At 57.3% G+C, this 16,990-nt stretch carries 13 protein-coding genes, 1 tRNA gene and 1 pseudogene; 5 read left to right on the top strand and 10 right to left on the bottom strand.

Going from position 1 to position 16,990, the window contains the following annotated elements; translation table 11 throughout:
- Positions 1–64: 64 nt before the first annotated feature.
- Complete coding sequence (locus tag AGR13A_RS08310; RefSeq protein ID WP_080834680.1) at positions 65–430, bottom strand: VOC family protein; 366 nt, start codon at positions 428–430, stop codon at positions 65–67.
- A 314-nt stretch (positions 431–744) separates the two neighbouring features.
- Between AGR13A_RS08310 and AGR13A_RS08305 the strand changes: the two genes are divergently transcribed.
- Positions 745–2,070 (top strand): Nramp family divalent metal transporter, encoded by a 1,326-nt coding sequence (locus AGR13A_RS08305; RefSeq protein WP_080834675.1) that lies wholly within the window; start codon positions 745–747, stop codon positions 2,068–2,070.
- A gap of 7 nt (positions 2,071–2,077) precedes the next feature.
- Here the strand turns inward: AGR13A_RS08305 and AGR13A_RS25125 are convergent.
- The 6 genes and pseudogenes from AGR13A_RS25125 to AGR13A_RS08270 all read right to left on the bottom strand — a co-directional run.
- Positions 2,078–2,176: pseudogene (locus tag AGR13A_RS25125) on the bottom strand (helix-turn-helix domain-containing protein); the annotation flags it as partial.
- A gap of 43 nt (positions 2,177–2,219) precedes the next feature.
- Complete coding sequence (locus AGR13A_RS08295; RefSeq protein WP_308400231.1) at positions 2,220–3,020, bottom strand: RelA/SpoT domain-containing protein; 801 nt, start codon at positions 3,018–3,020, stop codon at positions 2,220–2,222.
- 274 nt (positions 3,021–3,294) lie between these two features.
- Positions 3,295–7,113 carry a vitamin B12-dependent ribonucleotide reductase gene (locus tag AGR13A_RS08290; RefSeq protein ID WP_080834669.1) on the bottom strand — a complete coding sequence of 1,273 codons (3,819 nt, stop codon included), beginning with the start codon at positions 7,111–7,113 and terminating at the stop codon, positions 3,295–3,297.
- An 839-nt stretch (positions 7,114–7,952) separates the two neighbouring features.
- Complete coding sequence (gene gpt / locus AGR13A_RS08280) at positions 7,953–8,450, bottom strand: xanthine phosphoribosyltransferase (protein ID WP_045017440.1); 498 nt, start codon at positions 8,448–8,450, stop codon at positions 7,953–7,955.
- Between the two features lie 298 nt (positions 8,451–8,748).
- The gene (locus tag AGR13A_RS08275; protein WP_035223055.1) at positions 8,749–9,594 is read right to left on the bottom strand and encodes a universal stress protein; all 846 of its coding nucleotides are present in this window, start codon (positions 9,592–9,594) and stop codon (positions 8,749–8,751) included.
- Positions 9,595–9,801: 207 nt separating this feature from the next.
- Complete coding sequence (locus AGR13A_RS08270) at positions 9,802–10,593, bottom strand: competence/damage-inducible protein A (RefSeq protein WP_080836688.1); 792 nt, start codon at positions 10,591–10,593, stop codon at positions 9,802–9,804.
- A 278-nt stretch (positions 10,594–10,871) separates the two neighbouring features.
- Between AGR13A_RS08270 and wrbA the strand changes: the two genes are divergently transcribed.
- On the top strand, positions 10,872–11,471 hold the full coding sequence (gene wrbA / locus AGR13A_RS08265; protein ID WP_035223058.1) for an NAD(P)H:quinone oxidoreductase type IV: 600 nt from the start codon (positions 10,872–10,874) through the stop codon (positions 11,469–11,471).
- 513 nt (positions 11,472–11,984) lie between these two features.
- On the opposite strand, the gene AGR13A_RS08260 is transcribed toward wrbA, so the two are convergent.
- The gene (locus tag AGR13A_RS08260) at positions 11,985–12,230 is read right to left on the bottom strand and encodes a DUF982 domain-containing protein (RefSeq protein ID WP_035223060.1); all 246 of its coding nucleotides are present in this window, start codon (positions 12,228–12,230) and stop codon (positions 11,985–11,987) included.
- A gap of 94 nt (positions 12,231–12,324) precedes the next feature.
- Entirely contained in the window at positions 12,325–12,630 is a 306-nt protein-coding gene (locus AGR13A_RS08255; RefSeq protein WP_035223063.1) for a hypothetical protein, read from the bottom strand.
- A gap of 738 nt (positions 12,631–13,368) precedes the next feature.
- Here AGR13A_RS08255 and AGR13A_RS08250 point away from each other — a divergent pair.
- Positions 13,369–13,521, top strand: coding sequence for a DUF3309 family protein (locus tag AGR13A_RS08250; protein WP_080723131.1), 153 nt, complete (start codon positions 13,369–13,371; stop codon positions 13,519–13,521).
- A 240-nt stretch (positions 13,522–13,761) separates the two neighbouring features.
- Positions 13,762–13,835 (top strand) — tRNA-Cys (locus AGR13A_RS08245).
- A 1,404-nt stretch (positions 13,836–15,239) separates the two neighbouring features.
- Here AGR13A_RS08245 and AGR13A_RS24900 read toward each other — a convergent pair.
- Positions 15,240–15,710, bottom strand: a complete 471-nt coding sequence (locus AGR13A_RS24900) for a hypothetical protein (RefSeq protein WP_167377356.1) — start codon at positions 15,708–15,710, stop codon at positions 15,240–15,242.
- A gap of 310 nt (positions 15,711–16,020) precedes the next feature.
- Here AGR13A_RS24900 and AGR13A_RS08225 point away from each other — a divergent pair, with 310 nt between their 5' ends.
- The gene (locus AGR13A_RS08225) at positions 16,021–16,692 is read left to right on the top strand and encodes a protein-L-isoaspartate O-methyltransferase family protein (protein WP_080834663.1); all 672 of its coding nucleotides are present in this window, start codon (positions 16,021–16,023) and stop codon (positions 16,690–16,692) included.
- Positions 16,693–16,990: the final 298 nt, after the last annotated feature.

Here is a 16,990-nt window from a genome sequence, read left to right as displayed (position 1 = left end):
GGCGATGACAAGGCCGTGAGGGACGCCCGGCCATCGCCAACGTTATTTTGCCGCGGAATCCGCCTCAGGCGGATTGGATGGCGATGCGATTTCCCTCGCTGTCAGCGATTTCGGCGACGAAGAGATTCTCGTTGACCGGCGTTTTCGGAAACAGGATTTCGCTGCCATGCTGAACGGCTCTGGCAAGAACATCATCGATATTCTGGACGCCAAGATAGATAATCGCCCCGTCTTTCGTCGGAACATAGGTGTCGCCCTCGGCGAGCGCGCCGCTCGCTCCGTCCTTTCCCTCCTCAAAGGGGAAATAGGCCATCCGGTTATCGTGGATCGTGACGATCTCTTCGAAGTTCACATCAAAAACGGCGGTGTAGAAACGCATTGCCCTTTCAAGATCAAGGACCGGAATTTCGACGTGGGCAATCAGGTTCACTTCGCTGTTCCTTCTGAAATAGTGCCGTAAATGTATCGACCGTCTGTGTACACGGAACGACATCCCGGCTGTCAATCGCCAAACAAAATAGTCCCCCATGCGGTGACAAAAAGCCGCTGCTCCGGGCGCATTTAACGGCCCTGATGTCACGCGGCGATGCCGGAGCAGAGGCTTCCCGTGCCGGGATAACCGCCGGCAAAATGACCGACAATCTCCCGCATCAAAAAGAGGTCAAAAGCCCGCTTGCCAGTCAATCCCGTTTATGCGAATGATTTGCAATTGCATTAATAAAATTCCATTTGAAAGTTCGCAAGATGGACAAGCCTGTCTTTGGATGGCGGCGGAATGGCGACGACCTTTCGCTCTCCGACGTTCACAGCACGATCAGGGTCAAGCCGAATGCCGGCACGTTTCGCCGGGCCATGGCCTTTTTCGGACCCGGATATCTCGTCGCGGTTGGTTATATGGATCCCGGAAACTGGGCGACCTCGCTCGCCGGTGGTTCCAGATTCGGCTACACGCTGCTGACAGTCGCGCTGGTGTCGAACATCATGGCCATTGTCCTGCAATCGCTCTGCGCGCGTCTGGCGATTGCTTCCGGGCGCGATCTCGCCCAGGCCTGCCGCGATGCCTATCCGAAACCGGTGGCGATGGTGCTGTGGCTGCTCGCCGAAATCGCCATCATTGCGACTGACATCGCCGAGGTCATCGGCACGGCCATCGGCCTCAACCTGATCTTCGGCATTCCGCTTGAGCTTGGCGTCCTCATCACCGCGCTTGATGTGTTCCTGATCCTTTATCTGCAAAAGCTCGGCTTCCGCTGGGTGGAGGCGCTGGTCATCACGCTGCTTGGCGTCATCGCCGTGTGTTTCGCCATTCAGGTGGCGCTTGCCGATCCAGACTGGGGGCAGGTGATCCTTGGGTTCGCGCCGACGACTGATATCGTCACCAATCCGGACATGCTTTATCTGGCGCTCGGCATTCTGGGGGCGACGGTGATGCCGCATAATCTCTACCTGCATTCGGGCATCATACAGACCCGTGCCATCGGTGAGACGCTGCCCGAGAAGCGTGAGGCGCTCAAATTCGCGACGCTCGATTCCACCATCGCCCTGATGTTCGCGCTGCTCATCAACGCCTCGATCCTCATTCTGGCGGCGGCGACTTTCAATAAAACCGGGCAGACGAATGTCTCGGAACTGGGGGAGGCGCATAATCTGCTCGCGCCGCTGCTCGGCCTTGCCATTGCGCCGACGCTGTTCGGCGTGGCGCTCCTGTGCTGCGGCATCAACTCCACCGTCACGGCGACGCTTGCGGGCCAGATCGTGATGGAGGGTTTCCTGAAGATGCAGCTCGCCCCCTGGCTGCGCCGCCTCATCACCCGCGCTATCGCCATCGTCCCGGCCGCCGGCGTCACCATCTTCTATGGCGACAGTGGCACGGCCGAGCTGCTGATTCTGACGCAGGTGGTGCTCAGCCTGCAACTCTCCTTCGCCGTCTTCCCGCTCGTCATGTTCACCTCCGACAAGGCCAAGATGGGCGCACTGAAAGCGCCGCTCTGGCTCTCGGCTTTTGCGTGGCTGATAGCGGTGGTGATTGCGGCGCTGAATGTGAAGCTGCTGGTGGATTTTATGGGGTGAGGGAAGGTCAGGCCGCGCCTTTACGGAGCGCGGCCGCTGTTCCCTCGGGATCGACAGCGATGGCCTTCAGATAGGCGCGGGCAGGCTGGTCCGGTTCGCTGCGGCCCTATTCCCAATGATTTCGCAAGGCGCCGATTACCGTTGTGTTGTTAACGCAAGGCCGTATGAATTAATGATGTGAAATCTCTAGCATCAGAGAAATAATTTCGGAAAGCACTACGAATTCCGTCATTGGTGTCCCCTCTGACAAATACGATGTCGTCTTCACCCTCCTCCTCTTCAAGCTCAAAATATCTTTCGAGAGCCGTCTTGGTCTTTGTAAAACCATAGACAGTCAGAACTCCCTTGGGACCCATGCGTAGGATAAGATTTCTCGCGTCTTTTAGTTGTTCGGCAGAAACGTGAATTCCTTCTAGTAGCCTTATGACGCCAATTTTTCTCTCTATCTCTATGATTTTACTGACGATTTCTCGGTCTGTTAAATCAGGGAGGCAGGATTTTTTGTCTTCATGACGTCTCGCTAGCAACTCGCTACTAAGGCGAAAGAATTGTTGATGATCTTTGTCTCCCCGATCAAACTTTGACTCGTTACCTGTGAGTGAGCCAACAATTTCGACGGCAGTAGCCCAAGCATGCTGCGTTTTAGTTCTGTATTGCAATTCTATTTGCAATCCGTTCCATTTTTCTGCGCTTCCAGAATAGGAGACATATTCATATACGTCGTGAACACCCCGATATCCCGTGTTTTTAGGTGTAGCTATGTAGTCGTAATCTCCAAGAGAGTTTCGTAGTTTATGTTTAAATTTTGATCCAATTATTTGCCGCCGTGTCTCGTTCAGCGAAAAAATATCCTCAAATATTAACCTACATCCAGCGATATCATGCATTCTAGCGAGTTGCATGTCTGGCTGCCGTTTCAGCTTATCGTAGATTGTGAGACGTCGTTTCAGCCGCTGCGCTACTGTTATTTCTTTTCCGCGCGCGTGACGTCGGAGTGTCGCTTGAAATGTATTTAGGACATAGTTATGTGCAGCGCGCCAGTTTTCAATTACGTCAATATCCTCTTGTTTTTCTATGCCTTCTCGTACGGCGTTACCTGCCTTTGAAACTCTTTTTTTGAGTAGTCGGGATAGATAGTGAACATCTTTGGTCTCACATGAAAAACGCCGAGTTCGTGTTCGAACTCGGCGCTGGGAATTTTCTAAATTTGTTTATCAGTAAGCATCAAGAGCAACCGCTCGTCGCACCACAAGTATCGCACTTCTCGCAGGTGCCGTTCCGCACCATCGTGAAGTTCTGGCATTCCGAGCACATGTTGCCCGTATAGCCCTGTGCAATCGAGCGCATGCGGCGTTCGTTTTCCACCTTCTTGGCTTCCGCCTTGGCCGATGCGGCGTCTGCGGCGGCCTTGTCGGAGAAGAGGGCGGTGGCGGTCTGCTGGGATTCCTGAACCACCTCGTCGATCACTTCTTCGGCGATCTCTTCGGCCAGTTCCTTGGCGCGCTCTTCATAGTCCCGCTTGAAGGAGACGATTTCGGAGGTTGCGATGGCGACCGTCGGTTCCAGCTTGCGGGCGGCGGAGCCGGCAAAGGAGGTGACGTTGGCGGAGCCGCGGGCAGGGGCTGCCGTTGCCGAGCCCTTCGGCTCGGAAGACGACCGTTCGCCGCCATTGCTGGAAACCAGCGTCGGCTTGTAACCGCGGGTCCAGCCGGTGGAAACGAGGTTGGTCTTGCCTTCCTGGATACCCTTGCCGAGTGCGGTGTTGGAGAAGTCGGACGTATCGACATGGGCCAGATCGTGGCGGCCAAGATAGGAGACGGCGAGTTCGCGGAACACGTAGTCGAGGATCGACGTGGCGTTCTTGATCGCGTCGTTGCCCTGCACCATGCCGGCCGGTTCGAACTTGGTGAAGGTGAAGGCCTCCACATATTCTTCCAGCGGCACGCCATATTGCAGGCCGAGCGAAATGGCGATGGCGAAGTTGTTCATCATCGCACGGAAGGCGGCGCCTTCCTTGTGCATGTCGATGAAGATTTCGCCGATGCGGCCATCGCCGAATTCGCCGGTGCGCAGATAGACCTTGTGACCCCCGACGGTTGCCTTCTGGGTGTAACCCTGACGGCGGTTCGGCAGCTTTTCACGCTCGCGCGAGACACGCTCGATGACGCGTTCGACGATCTTTTCGGTGATCGTCACGGCCTGCTGGGCGAGCGGCTGCTGGACCAGTTCTTCGACGAAATCTTCTTCGTCCTCGTCTTCCACCAGCGAGGCGTTGAGCGGCTGGGAAAGCTTGGAGCCATCGCGGTAAAGGGCGTTGGCCTTCAGCGCCAGCTTCCAGGAGAGCATGTAAGCTGCGCCGCAATCCTCAACCGTCGCATCGTTCGGCATGTTGATCGTCTTGGAGATCGCACCCGAGATGAAGGGCTGTGCCGCCGCCATCATGCGGATATGGGATTCGACCGAGAGGTAACGCTTGCCGATCTTGCCGCAGGGGTTGGCGCAATCGAAGACGGCCAGGTGCTCGTTTTTCAGGAACGGTGCGCCTTCCAGCGTCATCGCGCCGCAGACGTGAACATTGGCCGCTTCGATGTCCTTCTTGCCGAAGCCGAGGTGCTCGAGCAGGTTGAAGCTCATGTCGGAGAGCTGCTCGTCGGAAACTTTCAGCGTTTCCTTGAGGAAGTCGGCGCCGAGCGTCCACTGGTTGAAGACGAACTTGATGTCGAAGGCGCTCTTCAGCGCGCCATTGACGGCTTCGATCTTCTCATCGGTGAAGCCCTTGGCCTTCAGCGTGGAAGGGTTGATGGCCGGCGCCTGGTTGAGATTGCCATGGCCGACGGCATAGGCCTCGATCTCGGCGATCTGGCTTTCGGAATAACCGAGCGAACGCAGCGCATCTGGAACCGCGCGGTTGATGATCTTGAAGTAACCGCCGCCGGCGAGCTTCTTGAATTTCACCAGCGCGAAGTCGGGCTCGATGCCGGTCGTGTCGCAATCCATCACGAGGCCGATCGTGCCGGTCGGCGCGATAACGGTGGTCTGGGCGTTGCGGTAGCCGTGCTTTTCGCCAAGCTCCAGCGCCTTGTCCCAGGCGGCGGTGGCGTGGGTGATAAGGTCCTGATCCGTGCAATCGGCATGGATGAGCGCAACCGGGTTGACCGACAGGCCCTCATAACCATCCGACAGGCCATGAGCGGCGCGGCGGTGGTTGCGAATGACGCGCAGCATGTTGTCGCGGTTCGGCGCAAAGCTCGGGAAGGGGCCAAGCTCGCCGGCCATTTCAGCCGAGGTGGCGTAGGAAATGCCCGTCATGATCGCGGTCAACGCACCGGCAATGGCGCGGCCTTCGTCGCTGTCATAGGGAATGCCGGAGGACATCAGCAGGCCGCCAATATTGGCGTAACCGAGGCCGAGCGTGCGGTATTCGTAGGAGCGTTCGGCAATCTGGCGCGAGGGGAACTGCGCCATCATCACGGAGACTTCGAGCACGACGGTCCACAGGCGCACGGCATGTTCGTAATCGGCGATGTCGATGCGCTTCGTTGCCTGATCCTTGAACTGCAGAAGGTTCAGCGAGGCGAGATTGCAGGCCGTGTCATCAAGGAACATATATTCCGAGCACGGGTTCGAGGCGCGGATCGGGCCTTCGGCCGGCGAGGTGTGCCAGTCGTTCATGGTGGTGTTGAAGTGCAGGCCCGGATCGGCCGATGCCCAGGCGGCGTGGGAAATCTTTTCCCAGAGGTCACGGGCCTTCAGCGTCTTCATGACCTTGCCGTCCTTGCGGGCGGTGAGGTTCCAGTCGCCGTCATTTTCGACAGCGCGCAGGAAGTCGTCCTTCAGCGAGACGGAGTTGTTGGAGTTCTGCCCGGAAACCGTGAGATAGGCTTCGGAATCCCAGTCCGTGTCATAAGTCTTGAACTGGATGTCCTTGTAACCCTGTTCGGCGAACTGGATGACGCGCTTGATGTAGTTTTCCGGCACCATGTCCTTCTTGGCAGCGCGGATTTCGCGCTTCAGGGCGGGGTTCTTGGCCGGGTCGAAGCAATCGCCATTGTCAGCCTCGCAATTGACGCAGGCCTTCATGATCGCCTTCAGGTGCTTGGCGACGATCTTGGAGCCGGTAACCAGCGCGGCAACCTTCTGCTCCTCGTTCACCTTCCAGTCGATATAGGCTTCGATATCAGGGTGATCGGCATCAACGACGACCATCTTCGCTGCACGGCGGGTGGTGCCGCCGGACTTGATGGCGCCCGCTGCACGGTCACCGATCTTGAGGAAGCTCATCAGGCCGGAGGACTTGCCGCCGCCCGAAAGCTTTTCGCCTTCGCCACGCAGGTAGGAGAAGTTGGAGCCGGTGCCGGAGCCGTATTTGAACAGGCGCGCTTCACGCACCCACAGGTCCATGATGCCGCCTTCATTGACCAGATCGTCTTCGACGGACTGGATGAAGCAGGCATGCGGCTGCGGATGTTCGTAAGCGGATTTGGACTTGGTCAGCTTGCCGGTGAAGGGGTCGACATAGAAATGGCCCTGGCCCGGACCATCAATGCCATAGGCCCAGTGCAGGCCGGTGTTGAACCATTGCGGGCTGTTCGGCGCAACGCGCTGGGTGGCGAGCATATAGGCAAGCTCGTCGCGGAAGGCGAGCGCATCTTCTTCGGTGGAGAAATATTTGCCCTTCCAACCCCAATAGGCCCAGGTGCCGGCCAGACGGTCGAAAACCTGGCGCGCATCGGTCTCGGAGCCAAAACGTTCGGCCTCGGGCACGTCCTTCAGGGCTTTCTCATCGGCAACCGAGCGCCACAGGAAGGAAGGAACGTCGTTTTCCTCAACCTTTTTCAGGAACTTCGGCACGCCGGCCTTGCGGAAATATTTCTGCGCCAGAACGTCGGTGGCAACCTGGCTGAACTGCGCGGGAACGTCGATATCCGCCAGACGGAACACGATGGAACCATCAGGGTTCTTGATCTCACTGACGGCCTTGCGGAAGTCGATTTCCGCGTAAGGCGATTGGCCGGGCTTCGTGAAGCGGCGTTCAATGCGCATGGTTTCCTGTCCTCGTCCATTGGGCGCCCGGTCAAGGGCGCAAAAATCCGGTCCAGCCGTGCGGTCTTTGCGCGCAGCCGGTTGTTGCCGTTCTGAAAGGGATGTTCATCCTTGGATGTGATCCCTGTATCTCGTGGCTTATTCGGCTGCAAGCATCGTGTGTAATACTAAATATAGTATCAACAGCTTCCTGCCGCCAGTCCCCGCGTCATGTTTTTGGCGGTTCCCGAAGGCGCGCAGAAACCCACCGGCAAACCGCCCCCTGATGGCCGGGACGCCGCGTCTGGATTAGCGAGCTGAGATTGAAAGGAGCCGGCCTCGTTACTTTCCGGTCCGTTGCCGCCGCAACATAATTGTCACTTTCCTCTCGCGGCATAGATTCGTCAAGCCATAGATTGAAACGCATTTTTAACCACAAGATATTGTGTGAACTGCCTGTGGAAAACGGGGAAAGCAAAAGCGTTCAAAAAAATCAGTGACTTGGCGAGAGAATTTGAAGCTTGTGCGAGGCTGGTTTCCGCAGCGGAATGCAAAAACCGCGCATTTCCGGGGTGAGGCATAAAGGCGACACTGCGGTTTTTCCGTGTTTTTCTGTCGTCGTCAAAAAGGCATTTCTCCACAAAAAAGCCGCCCCGGCGGGACCGCGAAAGAGTGGATATTGCTGGGGGAAGTTTTGCGCGGTTGGTGCATCCGCACTCCGTCACCCCGGACTTGATCCGGGGTCCAGCGCGATCAAGTCCTTGATCGCAAGAGACTCTTCTCACGGCGCAGACGCGCCGTGGCTGGATTCCGGCTCAGGGCCGGAATGACGGATGAGAAATGGGTTCCTCTGTGGGCAATCAGCCGCGCGATCCCTTGGCGATCGGCTCCTGATAGGTGAAGCCCATGTCCCAGGGAAAATAAATCCAGGTGTCCTGGCTGACTTCGGTGACAAAAGTGTCGATGGTCGGCACGCCCTTCGGCTTGGCGTACACACAGGCGAAATGCGCCTTCGGCAACATTTCGCGCACTTCCAGCGCCGTCTTGCCGGTATCGGTCAAATCGTCCACCACAAGCACGCCTTCGCCGCTATCGGCCATCAGTTCAGGCGCCACGCCCTTCAGGAGAACCGTGTCGCCCTGGTTGACATAGTCGTGACGGGTGGCGATGCAGACCGTATCGATCATGCGGATGTTCAGTTCGCGGGAAATGATCGCCGCCGGCACGAGGCCGCCGCGGGTGATACAGACGATTGCCCGGAACTCTTTGTCGAGACCGGCAAGACGCCAGGCAAGCGCGCGGGCGTCGCGGTGGAACTGATCCCAGGATACGGGAAAGGCTTTATCGGGAAGGGACATGTCGTCTACCATCTGGTCAAAATTGTCGATGGCTTTGGCTAATAGCCGCAAGACCGGCAAAAAGGCAAGCTTTGCGCGTAGAAGACGGGCAATTGTATACGACTAAGAGATTGCGGCTCGTTTCTTCTCCCCGTCGGGGAGAAGGTGGCCCGAAAGGTCGGATGAGGGGAACGTTGCCGTAACTCACGACCCTTGCCCCCTCATCCCGCTGCCGCGGACTTCTCCCCGGCGGGGAGAAGAAATATGCGGGAACCGCTCGCTTCGTGCGTAATGCCGAGAGAGCTTACGGAGCCTGTTTTTAACGCGACAGCAGCGTCAGCGCCGTCATGGAATCCAGCAGGGTGCGGGTCACGCCGCCAAATAGCAGTTCCCACCAGCGGGAATGGCCATAGGCGCCCATGACCAGAAGGTCGATGCTGTGGTCGGACAGGCGGTTTTCGATGGCCGCCTGCGGCGAGACGCCGGCGATCTTTTCCTGCGAGGTGACCGTGACGTTGACGCCGTGGCGGGCAAGCGTGGCGGCCAGTTCCGCGCCGGCAAGGCCGGACGATTGCGTTTCGCTTTCGGCCTGATCGACGGAGAAGATCTCGACGCTTTCGGCCGCAATCAGGAAGGGCAGGGCATCGAAGGTAGCGCGTGTCGCCTCGCGCGAGCCGTTCCAGGCGATGAGCACCCGTTTGATCGGTTTTGCGACGGTCAGCACGTGTGGAACGAGAAGAACGGGGCGGCCGCTTTCATAGAGAAAACCGTCAATGTCCGAGCGGCTGTCGGACAGGGCCGAGGAACTGCTCTGGCGGGCGACGATGAGATCGGCGCAGCGGGCGCTGTCGATCGCCGATGCGGAGGCGTAACCAACCGAGGTGATGAAGCTGCGCCATTCATGCGAGATGCCATTGGCCGAGAGCGTGCGCTCGAAAAGTGTCCCGACATCGGTGGTTTCCTTGTGCGCCACGTCCTGCAGCGCCTGCACGGTGGCGGGGTCGGGAATTTCCATCGGTGCGACCAGCGGAACGGCGGCCAGCGTTTCCATATGCAGGCCGATCACATGCGAGGAAAACTGGTCGGCAAGGCTCACCACGAATTCGCCGAGCTTTTGCGTGTTCGCAACATTGTCGACCACTGTCAGTATCGTTTTGTAACCCATTTCTCTCTCCTCGGTGACATCTCGTTTTCAGATATTTCCGGCCTCTATTCGAATCGCCAGAACGATCTAAGTCTTTGTTTTACGCATTGTCCGGACGGAAAAGCGGCCCCGCTTTTCCTGGAAATGCTCTAGGGGGGAGAGTGGCCGCCTTTGCGGGCCGCCACCTTGATTTTGGTCAAACTCTCTTCGTCTCAAGCCTTTTCTGTCTCAAGCGGTTGCATCACCCTTGCTGGCGGCCAGCCTTTTTTCCTCGCCGATGGTGTCGATCATTGCCGCAACCGCCTCCGCCGCCGCCTTCAGAACGGCGGCGTCGCGGGCGCGCACGACGATTTCCGTCGAGAAACGCTGCCCGTCATATTTGGGATAGGAGCCGATGCTGGTTTCGGGGTACGCCTTCTGGATGGCCGTCAGCGGTGTACCGATATCGCCTTCGCCATAGGGCGAACGGACCGCCTGCGACATGACCTTCGCGCCAGTGCGCAGCGTTGGCATGACATTGTCGAGCATGGCCTGGAATACCTGCGGAACGCCGGCCATGACATGGACATTACCGATGACGAAGCCCGGCGCGACGGAAACCGGATTGGCAATGTGCGCAGCGCCCCTCGGCATGCGCGCCATGCGCTTGCGCGCTTCGGTGAATTCCATTTCGCGGACGCGGTACATTTCGCCGAGGAGGCGAAGCGCTTCGGCATCGTGTTCGCAGGGCAGGCCGAATGCGACTGAGACGGCGTCCGCGGTGATGTCATCATGGGTCGGGCCGATGCCGCCCGACGTGAAGACATAATCATAACGGCTGCGCAGCGCGTTCAGCGCCTCGACGATTGCCTCCTCCTCATCGGCGACGATGCGCACTTCCTTGAGGTCAATTCCCGACATGGTGAGGACATCCGCGAGATGGCCGATATTCTTGTCCTTGGTGCGGCCCGACAGCAATTCGTCGCCAATGGCGAGCATGGCGGCGGTGACGACGGATTGGGAGGAGGAGGGATTGGACATGGTTGCACTCATCATCTGTTTCGCCCGACGTTAACGCCGCGTCAGCGTGAATGCAAAGCGGTTTTGAATAAACGCAAAACGGGAAATGGTTGACGATGCCAGTTTGCGTTCACTCATGGTGAACAGTGCGTATGCCAATCCCCGACTGGTGGGAGAGAGGCCCATCGGCTACCTTTTCTCCACACACATTTGACGGGTCAAAGCCGATGATCATCGAGTTTTTAAAGAAACTTATAGCCGGTACGCCGGAGGCAGTTCCAACAAGGGAAACGAAGAGAATGACGAAGGTTCTGGTACTCTATTATTCTTCTTACGGTCATATCGAGACAATGGCCTATGCTGTCGCGGAAGGCGCGAAATCGACAGGCGCTGACGTCGTCGTCAAGCGCGTTCCGGAACTGGTGCCGGAAGAAGTCGCCAAGTCCTCCCATTTCAAGCTGGATCAGGCAGCCCCGATCGCAACGGTCGACGAGCTGGCCGATTATGATGCCATCATCGTTGGCGCCGGCACGCGTTTCGGCACGGTCGCCTCGCAGATGCGCAATTTCTGGGATCAGACGGGCGGCTTGTGGTTCAGTGGAAAGCTGGTCGGCAAGGTGGGCGCCGCCTTTACCTCGTCCGCCACGCAGCATGGCGGCCAGGAATCCACCATCCTCGGTTTCCTTCCCACCTTCCTGCACCACGGCATGGCCGTTGCCGGTCTGCCCTATGCTTTCCAGGGCCAGATGGGTGTCGATGAAATCAAGGGCGGTTCGCCCTATGGCGCCTCCACCATCACCGATGGTGACGGATCGCGCCAGCCTTCGCAGATCGAACTCGAAGGTGCGCGCTTCCAGGGCGCACATGTCGCCAAGCTCGCCGCCAAGCTTTCGGCCTGAGCCTGACTTGCTGGAAAAAAGAAATGCGGCCCGAAAGGCCGCATTTTCTTGTCCCGGCATTCAAGCCGCCGGTCCTTCAGGGACATGATTGGTAAGCCGTGTCAGATCGGCAGGTTGACCATGAAAAGGCAGGTTGCGACCACGAAGCCGAGCATCGAGATTTCGAGAAAACCATTCAATCCGTCACGCATTTCAATCCTCCTTGTTTGATCGAAAAGAGAACGGAAAAGAGTTATCGCGGTTCCATAACAGAAGAATGAAATTTAGGAATTTTTAACACGCCGTCCTTGCGCGTGGCGACGGGCGCTCATTGGCGGCTTCAGCCGGTGACGACGAAGGCCACGACGAGGTGGCCGAGAAGGCCGATTGCCAGGCAGGACAGAAGAAAGATGAACAGGGCTTTTTTCATGTTTCCGGAAGCTTCCATCTATTTTGACCCATCAAATCCGTTATTTTGAATTTTCGCGTGGCGCGACACGTTTGTCACCTTGCGGTTAAACGATTCTCGCATCGTCACCCCTTGAAATCGAGGCCTGCCTCGATTGCGGCGGCGATGAAGGCCTTGCGCGCATCTTCCGGCTTTTTCTTGCCGGCGTCGACGGCGGCGCAGACCAGCAGCGCCTTGTCCAGCGCATCGCCATCCTCTATCGGCCAATCCTCGATCAGCGCCCAGGAAGCCGCCTGTGTGGTTTCGATGCTCGTATAATCGCCCGGCGTTTCGAACGCGATCAGGACGGGTTTTTGCCAGCGCGTGTTCATCGCTTATCCGTATTGGTTGTTGCGCCCGGCTCTAAACGAAGCGGTCAGGATGTGCAATCCCGTTGCAGGGCGGTTTCTCACCGTTGCGGTGCGGTCAGTCGTCGCGCCCGAACAGCCAGTCGCGAATGATGCGCCGGTCGATGAGTTCCAGCGAGCGATCCGGCGCGATGCGGTAGGTTTCCACCGCCCTTGTGCTGCCGTCGATACGGAATTCATGGCTGAACGTGCTGCCGATCGGCGACTTGGTCAGCTTGGTGCGTGGCTGGCCTCGGTAGATGATGCTGCCGGGGATGGGTTCGACATAGGGCGCGGGGCCGACATAGCCCCCCGGTCCGGCTGTGGTGCATCCGGTAAGTGCCAGTGCGAGCGCGATAGTGGCCGATGATACGAGCGTCTTCATCCTGTCCTCCGAAGTGCGTCTGTGAAAACGATGTGGAGGCGCGGCGGTTCCCGGCGGGCAAGGGGACGGAGATTATTTTTCTCCGATTATTTGCTCTTCGGATCCTGAATGTCGCGCGCGACCCAGCGAAAGAAAAAGTAGACGAGGAGGCCGAAGATGAAAAGCGGGATGAGGTTCGCAAAACCGGACATGTGATTCTCGTTTCTTCCTCCCGGTCCGGGGTCTAGCCGGAGAGAAAGAGCCAAGGCAAGAGCTGCCGGCGGCGCCGTCGGTAAAATGTCCGTGTGCCTGTTGGGGAAACGACCATCGGCAGAGGAGTGAATGCCGGGGGAGTGAAAGTCTGCGGGGGGAGGCCTGGCGCACTGCCAGTGATACCAGGCCTCTCCGTCCTCCCGCCAGTTTCAGGGGTCGGGTGACTTCAACAATTATGACGAGTGATTGCTAATATACATAGACCGAGAAATTACCTCGAATAAATAGCTACCATGGTCGAACGCCGGACCGGCTCCGCGCGTGGCGCGCCGCGCCGCAGCGCCGTGACCCTCGTGTCCGGTCTTCTTATCCGGCAAATCATTTCGCCGCGATGGGATCAGGCGTTCCGCAATAACGCTTTAAGCCGTTGAAACGGAAGGGGATGCCCGTTTTGATCCATGCTGCCGCGGGCAAAGCAAAGGGAACCTTTTGGCCTCCTGCGCCATTAAAGCAGTCAGAACACATGCCAATAGTGGAGGATTATACATGATCGGCACCATCCTCGTTATCCTGCTCATTCTTTTCCTGATCGGCGCTCTGCCAAGCTGGGGTTACCACAATTACGGCTATGGTCCGTCGGGTGGCCTCGGGCTGGTTCTGGTCATCGTCCTGATCCTTGTTTTGCTTGGGCGTATTTGACCGACGGCATTGAAGATGCAGCAAACGCCCGCACCGACGCAAATGCGCCGAATGCGGGCGTTGTTTCTTCCGCAATTTGAGGAAGATACAAAAAAACACGGAATTCGAATGGCTTAGAGCGCAGCGGACGGAGCCTGCTCCATCAGGCCCGAAAAAACACCACATTCGCAGCGAACCCTCTTGCGCCCAAAATGGATTCGTTCTAAATGCCCGCCATCGCTCAGATTAAAGAGCGTGTGAGGCCTCGTGGCGGAGTGGTGACGCAGAGGACTGCAAATCCTTGTACCCCGGTTCAATTCCGGGCGAGGCCTCCAATCAGCTTCTTCACCGGAAGCAAATAATGATTTTCCTTGATTATTTTCTAGGTGTGGCAATATGGGCTTGAACCGTTCCGCCACGCTCAAGCGCGGTGTGGCAGTCTGTGACTATTTCATCCCGGCTTCAAATCATCGGCCGGCAGCAGCTTTGAGCCGATTCCATCCCAATTAATTCTCTCCTCTGTCTGCCTCACGAGTCGCGCCCGTTCAGCATTTCGGTTGTAGATTTTCGACATCTTGCCGTCCTTCCATCCGAACATAGCGTCGAGCATGCAGTCTGTCGCTTCGTTGTGCGCCACGTCGGTGGCTAGCTCGCCGGGTTCCCGACGTGGTTGAGCCCGGCGCTTTTTTTAACGCTCGATGATGACGCAGCGGGATGGGTTCGCGGCGCCTTTTCTACACTGGGCCAGTGCTTCCGTGTCTGCTTGAGCTTGGGTCTTGTGAAATGACGCCCAACCGCATCCCCTCATGCCGGTCTCGGTTAGTGCAGGGCCTTTAGCGAACGCAATGTGACCGTATCCAGTGTATTTTTCTCGGTCATTCCTGAACTTTTGCAGAGCAGAACTGCAGCCATAAAGTGTTTTGGTGTTCGCTTGGAACGGCCTGTAGTTTTCCTCGTATAGCTGGCACGATGTCAGGCCCAAGGTAATCATTGCAAGAATAACTTTTGACAGAACGCGCAATTGATCCCCCTATCGCAACTTGCGGGAGATTAGGTCGGCTGATCTGTGTTGGCAACACGTATGCGGGCTTATCGCCCAACAGAGCAACGCCTCACATCCTGACGACAACGGATTGTGCCGTTCGAAACTGCAGACGCGACGGAGATGGCAACAACGCGCCATTCGTACATTTTTACTTCTCGCGTTGTGGTCGCCCGCGAACATACCCAATAACAAACATAACACTCAAGTATGACATAAATGCCGAAGTGCACACCAGAGCTAGGGAAAGGGGATAGAAGAGGATGGGGTCATCCACACTTGTGATGGGCGAACCGCGTCTGCCGGGTAGCTCTTCATAAAGAAAACACGTGATGGAGAAGGTCAGAAAGACAGGACCGAGGAGGGAAAGGCCCACGATCGCTGCCCATTTTCGAAACCAGTCTCCCAAATCGTATCCCCGATGCAGCGCCGATGATAGGTGCAGTTGAGCTTCATGAATATACACCTGCAAGCTGTTCAGAATCGGTAAAGCCGGTAACTAGATTTGTACAGTCCGCTCCAGAGGGGACCGACAGCAATCTTCGGGGCCACTTGGCGGGTCGATGAGGATCGGATCCGAAGTGGCGCTAGGTGGAGTTACGATATCGCCATCGTGCCATGCAATGATGTGGTCCACCGGATCGGCTTCCGGTTCTCTTGGTAATGGGTGCAGGTTCTCATTCTCCGGTTCAAGAGTTCAAATCGTCCCTGATTTTTCCGATAGGCACACGCCGCTGGTTTTCGGACAGTCTCCTTTGCCCACGACGAAGCCTTGCGACACGGGCTGAGGCGTGCCGCAGCAGAATCGAAGGTATCGGCCGTATTGTTTCCACGACGGCAACAATTCGTCTCGCTGTAGCATGAACACGAGCTCCAGACGAAACGAGCCGATTGGGGCTGCGTCAAAAAGGCACTGCATGAGCGCCTGAATTGAAGTTGTTGAAGCATCCGTTTTGAGGTAGCGCTCATCATATCGGTAGTGTCGCGTAACAGCTTGGAAATATTCGAAATGATGGATTTGGATTGGGTAGACTTGTTCCCCATAGTCGTCTTTCCGCTCAAGGTTATCGTCCTGGGCACGGGCATGTTCTTCGCCATAAAGTGGCATCACGATCAAGCGAAGAAGGACAAAGAAACCGGCGGACGGTAAAATGCCTGCCGAACGCATCTTGGACGCCTCGGATTCGGCAGCTGGTATGAAGGCCGATTTTTCGAATTTCGGGTTTAGCCTCCCAAACTCTCACCAGCAGAACCTGTTGTCTTGACCGTGTCGCATCTTAGTTGCGGCCATTTCCGTTCTTGCTGTCCTAAAAATCCCCGCAACTTCGCTTTTTCCCGCACATCCCGCTCACCGCGCTTGAAAGCGCAGGCTTGGGCAATTATGAGGTTATCCAAAGGCGAGGGGAGACCCGTGCCGTTTTGAGCTTTTGGAGCCGAGGCTTCCCGACCGGCATCCGCGAAATTGAGGCGATAACGATATGATGGATTTCGAAACCGCACGCGCCAATATGGTCGATAGCCAGTTGCGCACGACCGACGTGACGTCACATTCGGTGCTGAAGGCATTTTTGAGCGTGCCGCGCGAGGCTTTCGTGCCGGCAGGCGTACGGCAGATTGCCTATGCGGACGAAGATCTGCAGATCTGTCCCGCCCGGGACGGCCTCCCGGCCCGTTACGTGATGAAGGCTTCGCCGCTGGCAAAGCTTCTTCAGCTTGCTGCCGTGTCCAAGGAAGACGTCGTGCTGGAAGTTGGCGGTGGCGCCGGTTATGCGGCCGCGATCCTTTCGCAGATCGCCGGTTCGGTGGTTTCGCTCGAAAGCGATGAGGCTCTGGCGGCACAGGCCACCGAGACGCTGGCTTCGCTCGGATATGACAATGTTGCTGTTGTCACCGGCGATCTCGAAAAGGGTTATGCGGGCGAAGCGCCCTATGATCTCGTTTTCGTCAACGGTTCCGTCGAGGAAGTGCCGGCGGCGCTGACCGACCAGCTGCGTGACGGCGGACGTCTGGTTGTCGTTGTCGGATATGGCAATGCGGCAAAGGCCACCGTCTATCGCCGCGACGGCAACAGCACATCGGCCGTGACCTCCTTCAACGCTTCGGTCAAGCCCCTGCCGGGTTTCGCCAAGGCGGCCGAATTCGTTTTCTGATCCCAGGAAGCGATCATTCTGTTCCGGACGCCGGGGTGAAGTTTTCACCCCGGCGTTTGTTTTTTGGGGGCAGGGCCGCCATGTGCCCCCGCTCATCCTCGGTATTGCCGAAAAGGCCATTCTCACAAAGCTGTGCATCACCACGAAAGTTGTCGAATCAGTGATTTAGTTCCTGAGTATGCTGCCCTAAACTAAGGGTGATTCGGGGTGTGCGTATTTCTGCCCCGCATGAACCTGCGACAGGGACGGCAAAGACGCTCGGCGGTTTTGACCAAAAATGTTTCAGAGCATCGGCGCG

Origin of the sequence: Agrobacterium genomosp. 13 str. CFBP 6927 (assembly GCA_900012615.1) — a bacterium.
Taxonomy (GTDB): Bacteria; Pseudomonadota; Alphaproteobacteria; order Rhizobiales; family Rhizobiaceae; genus Agrobacterium.
This window is presented reverse-complemented; position numbering and strand designations above follow the sequence as displayed.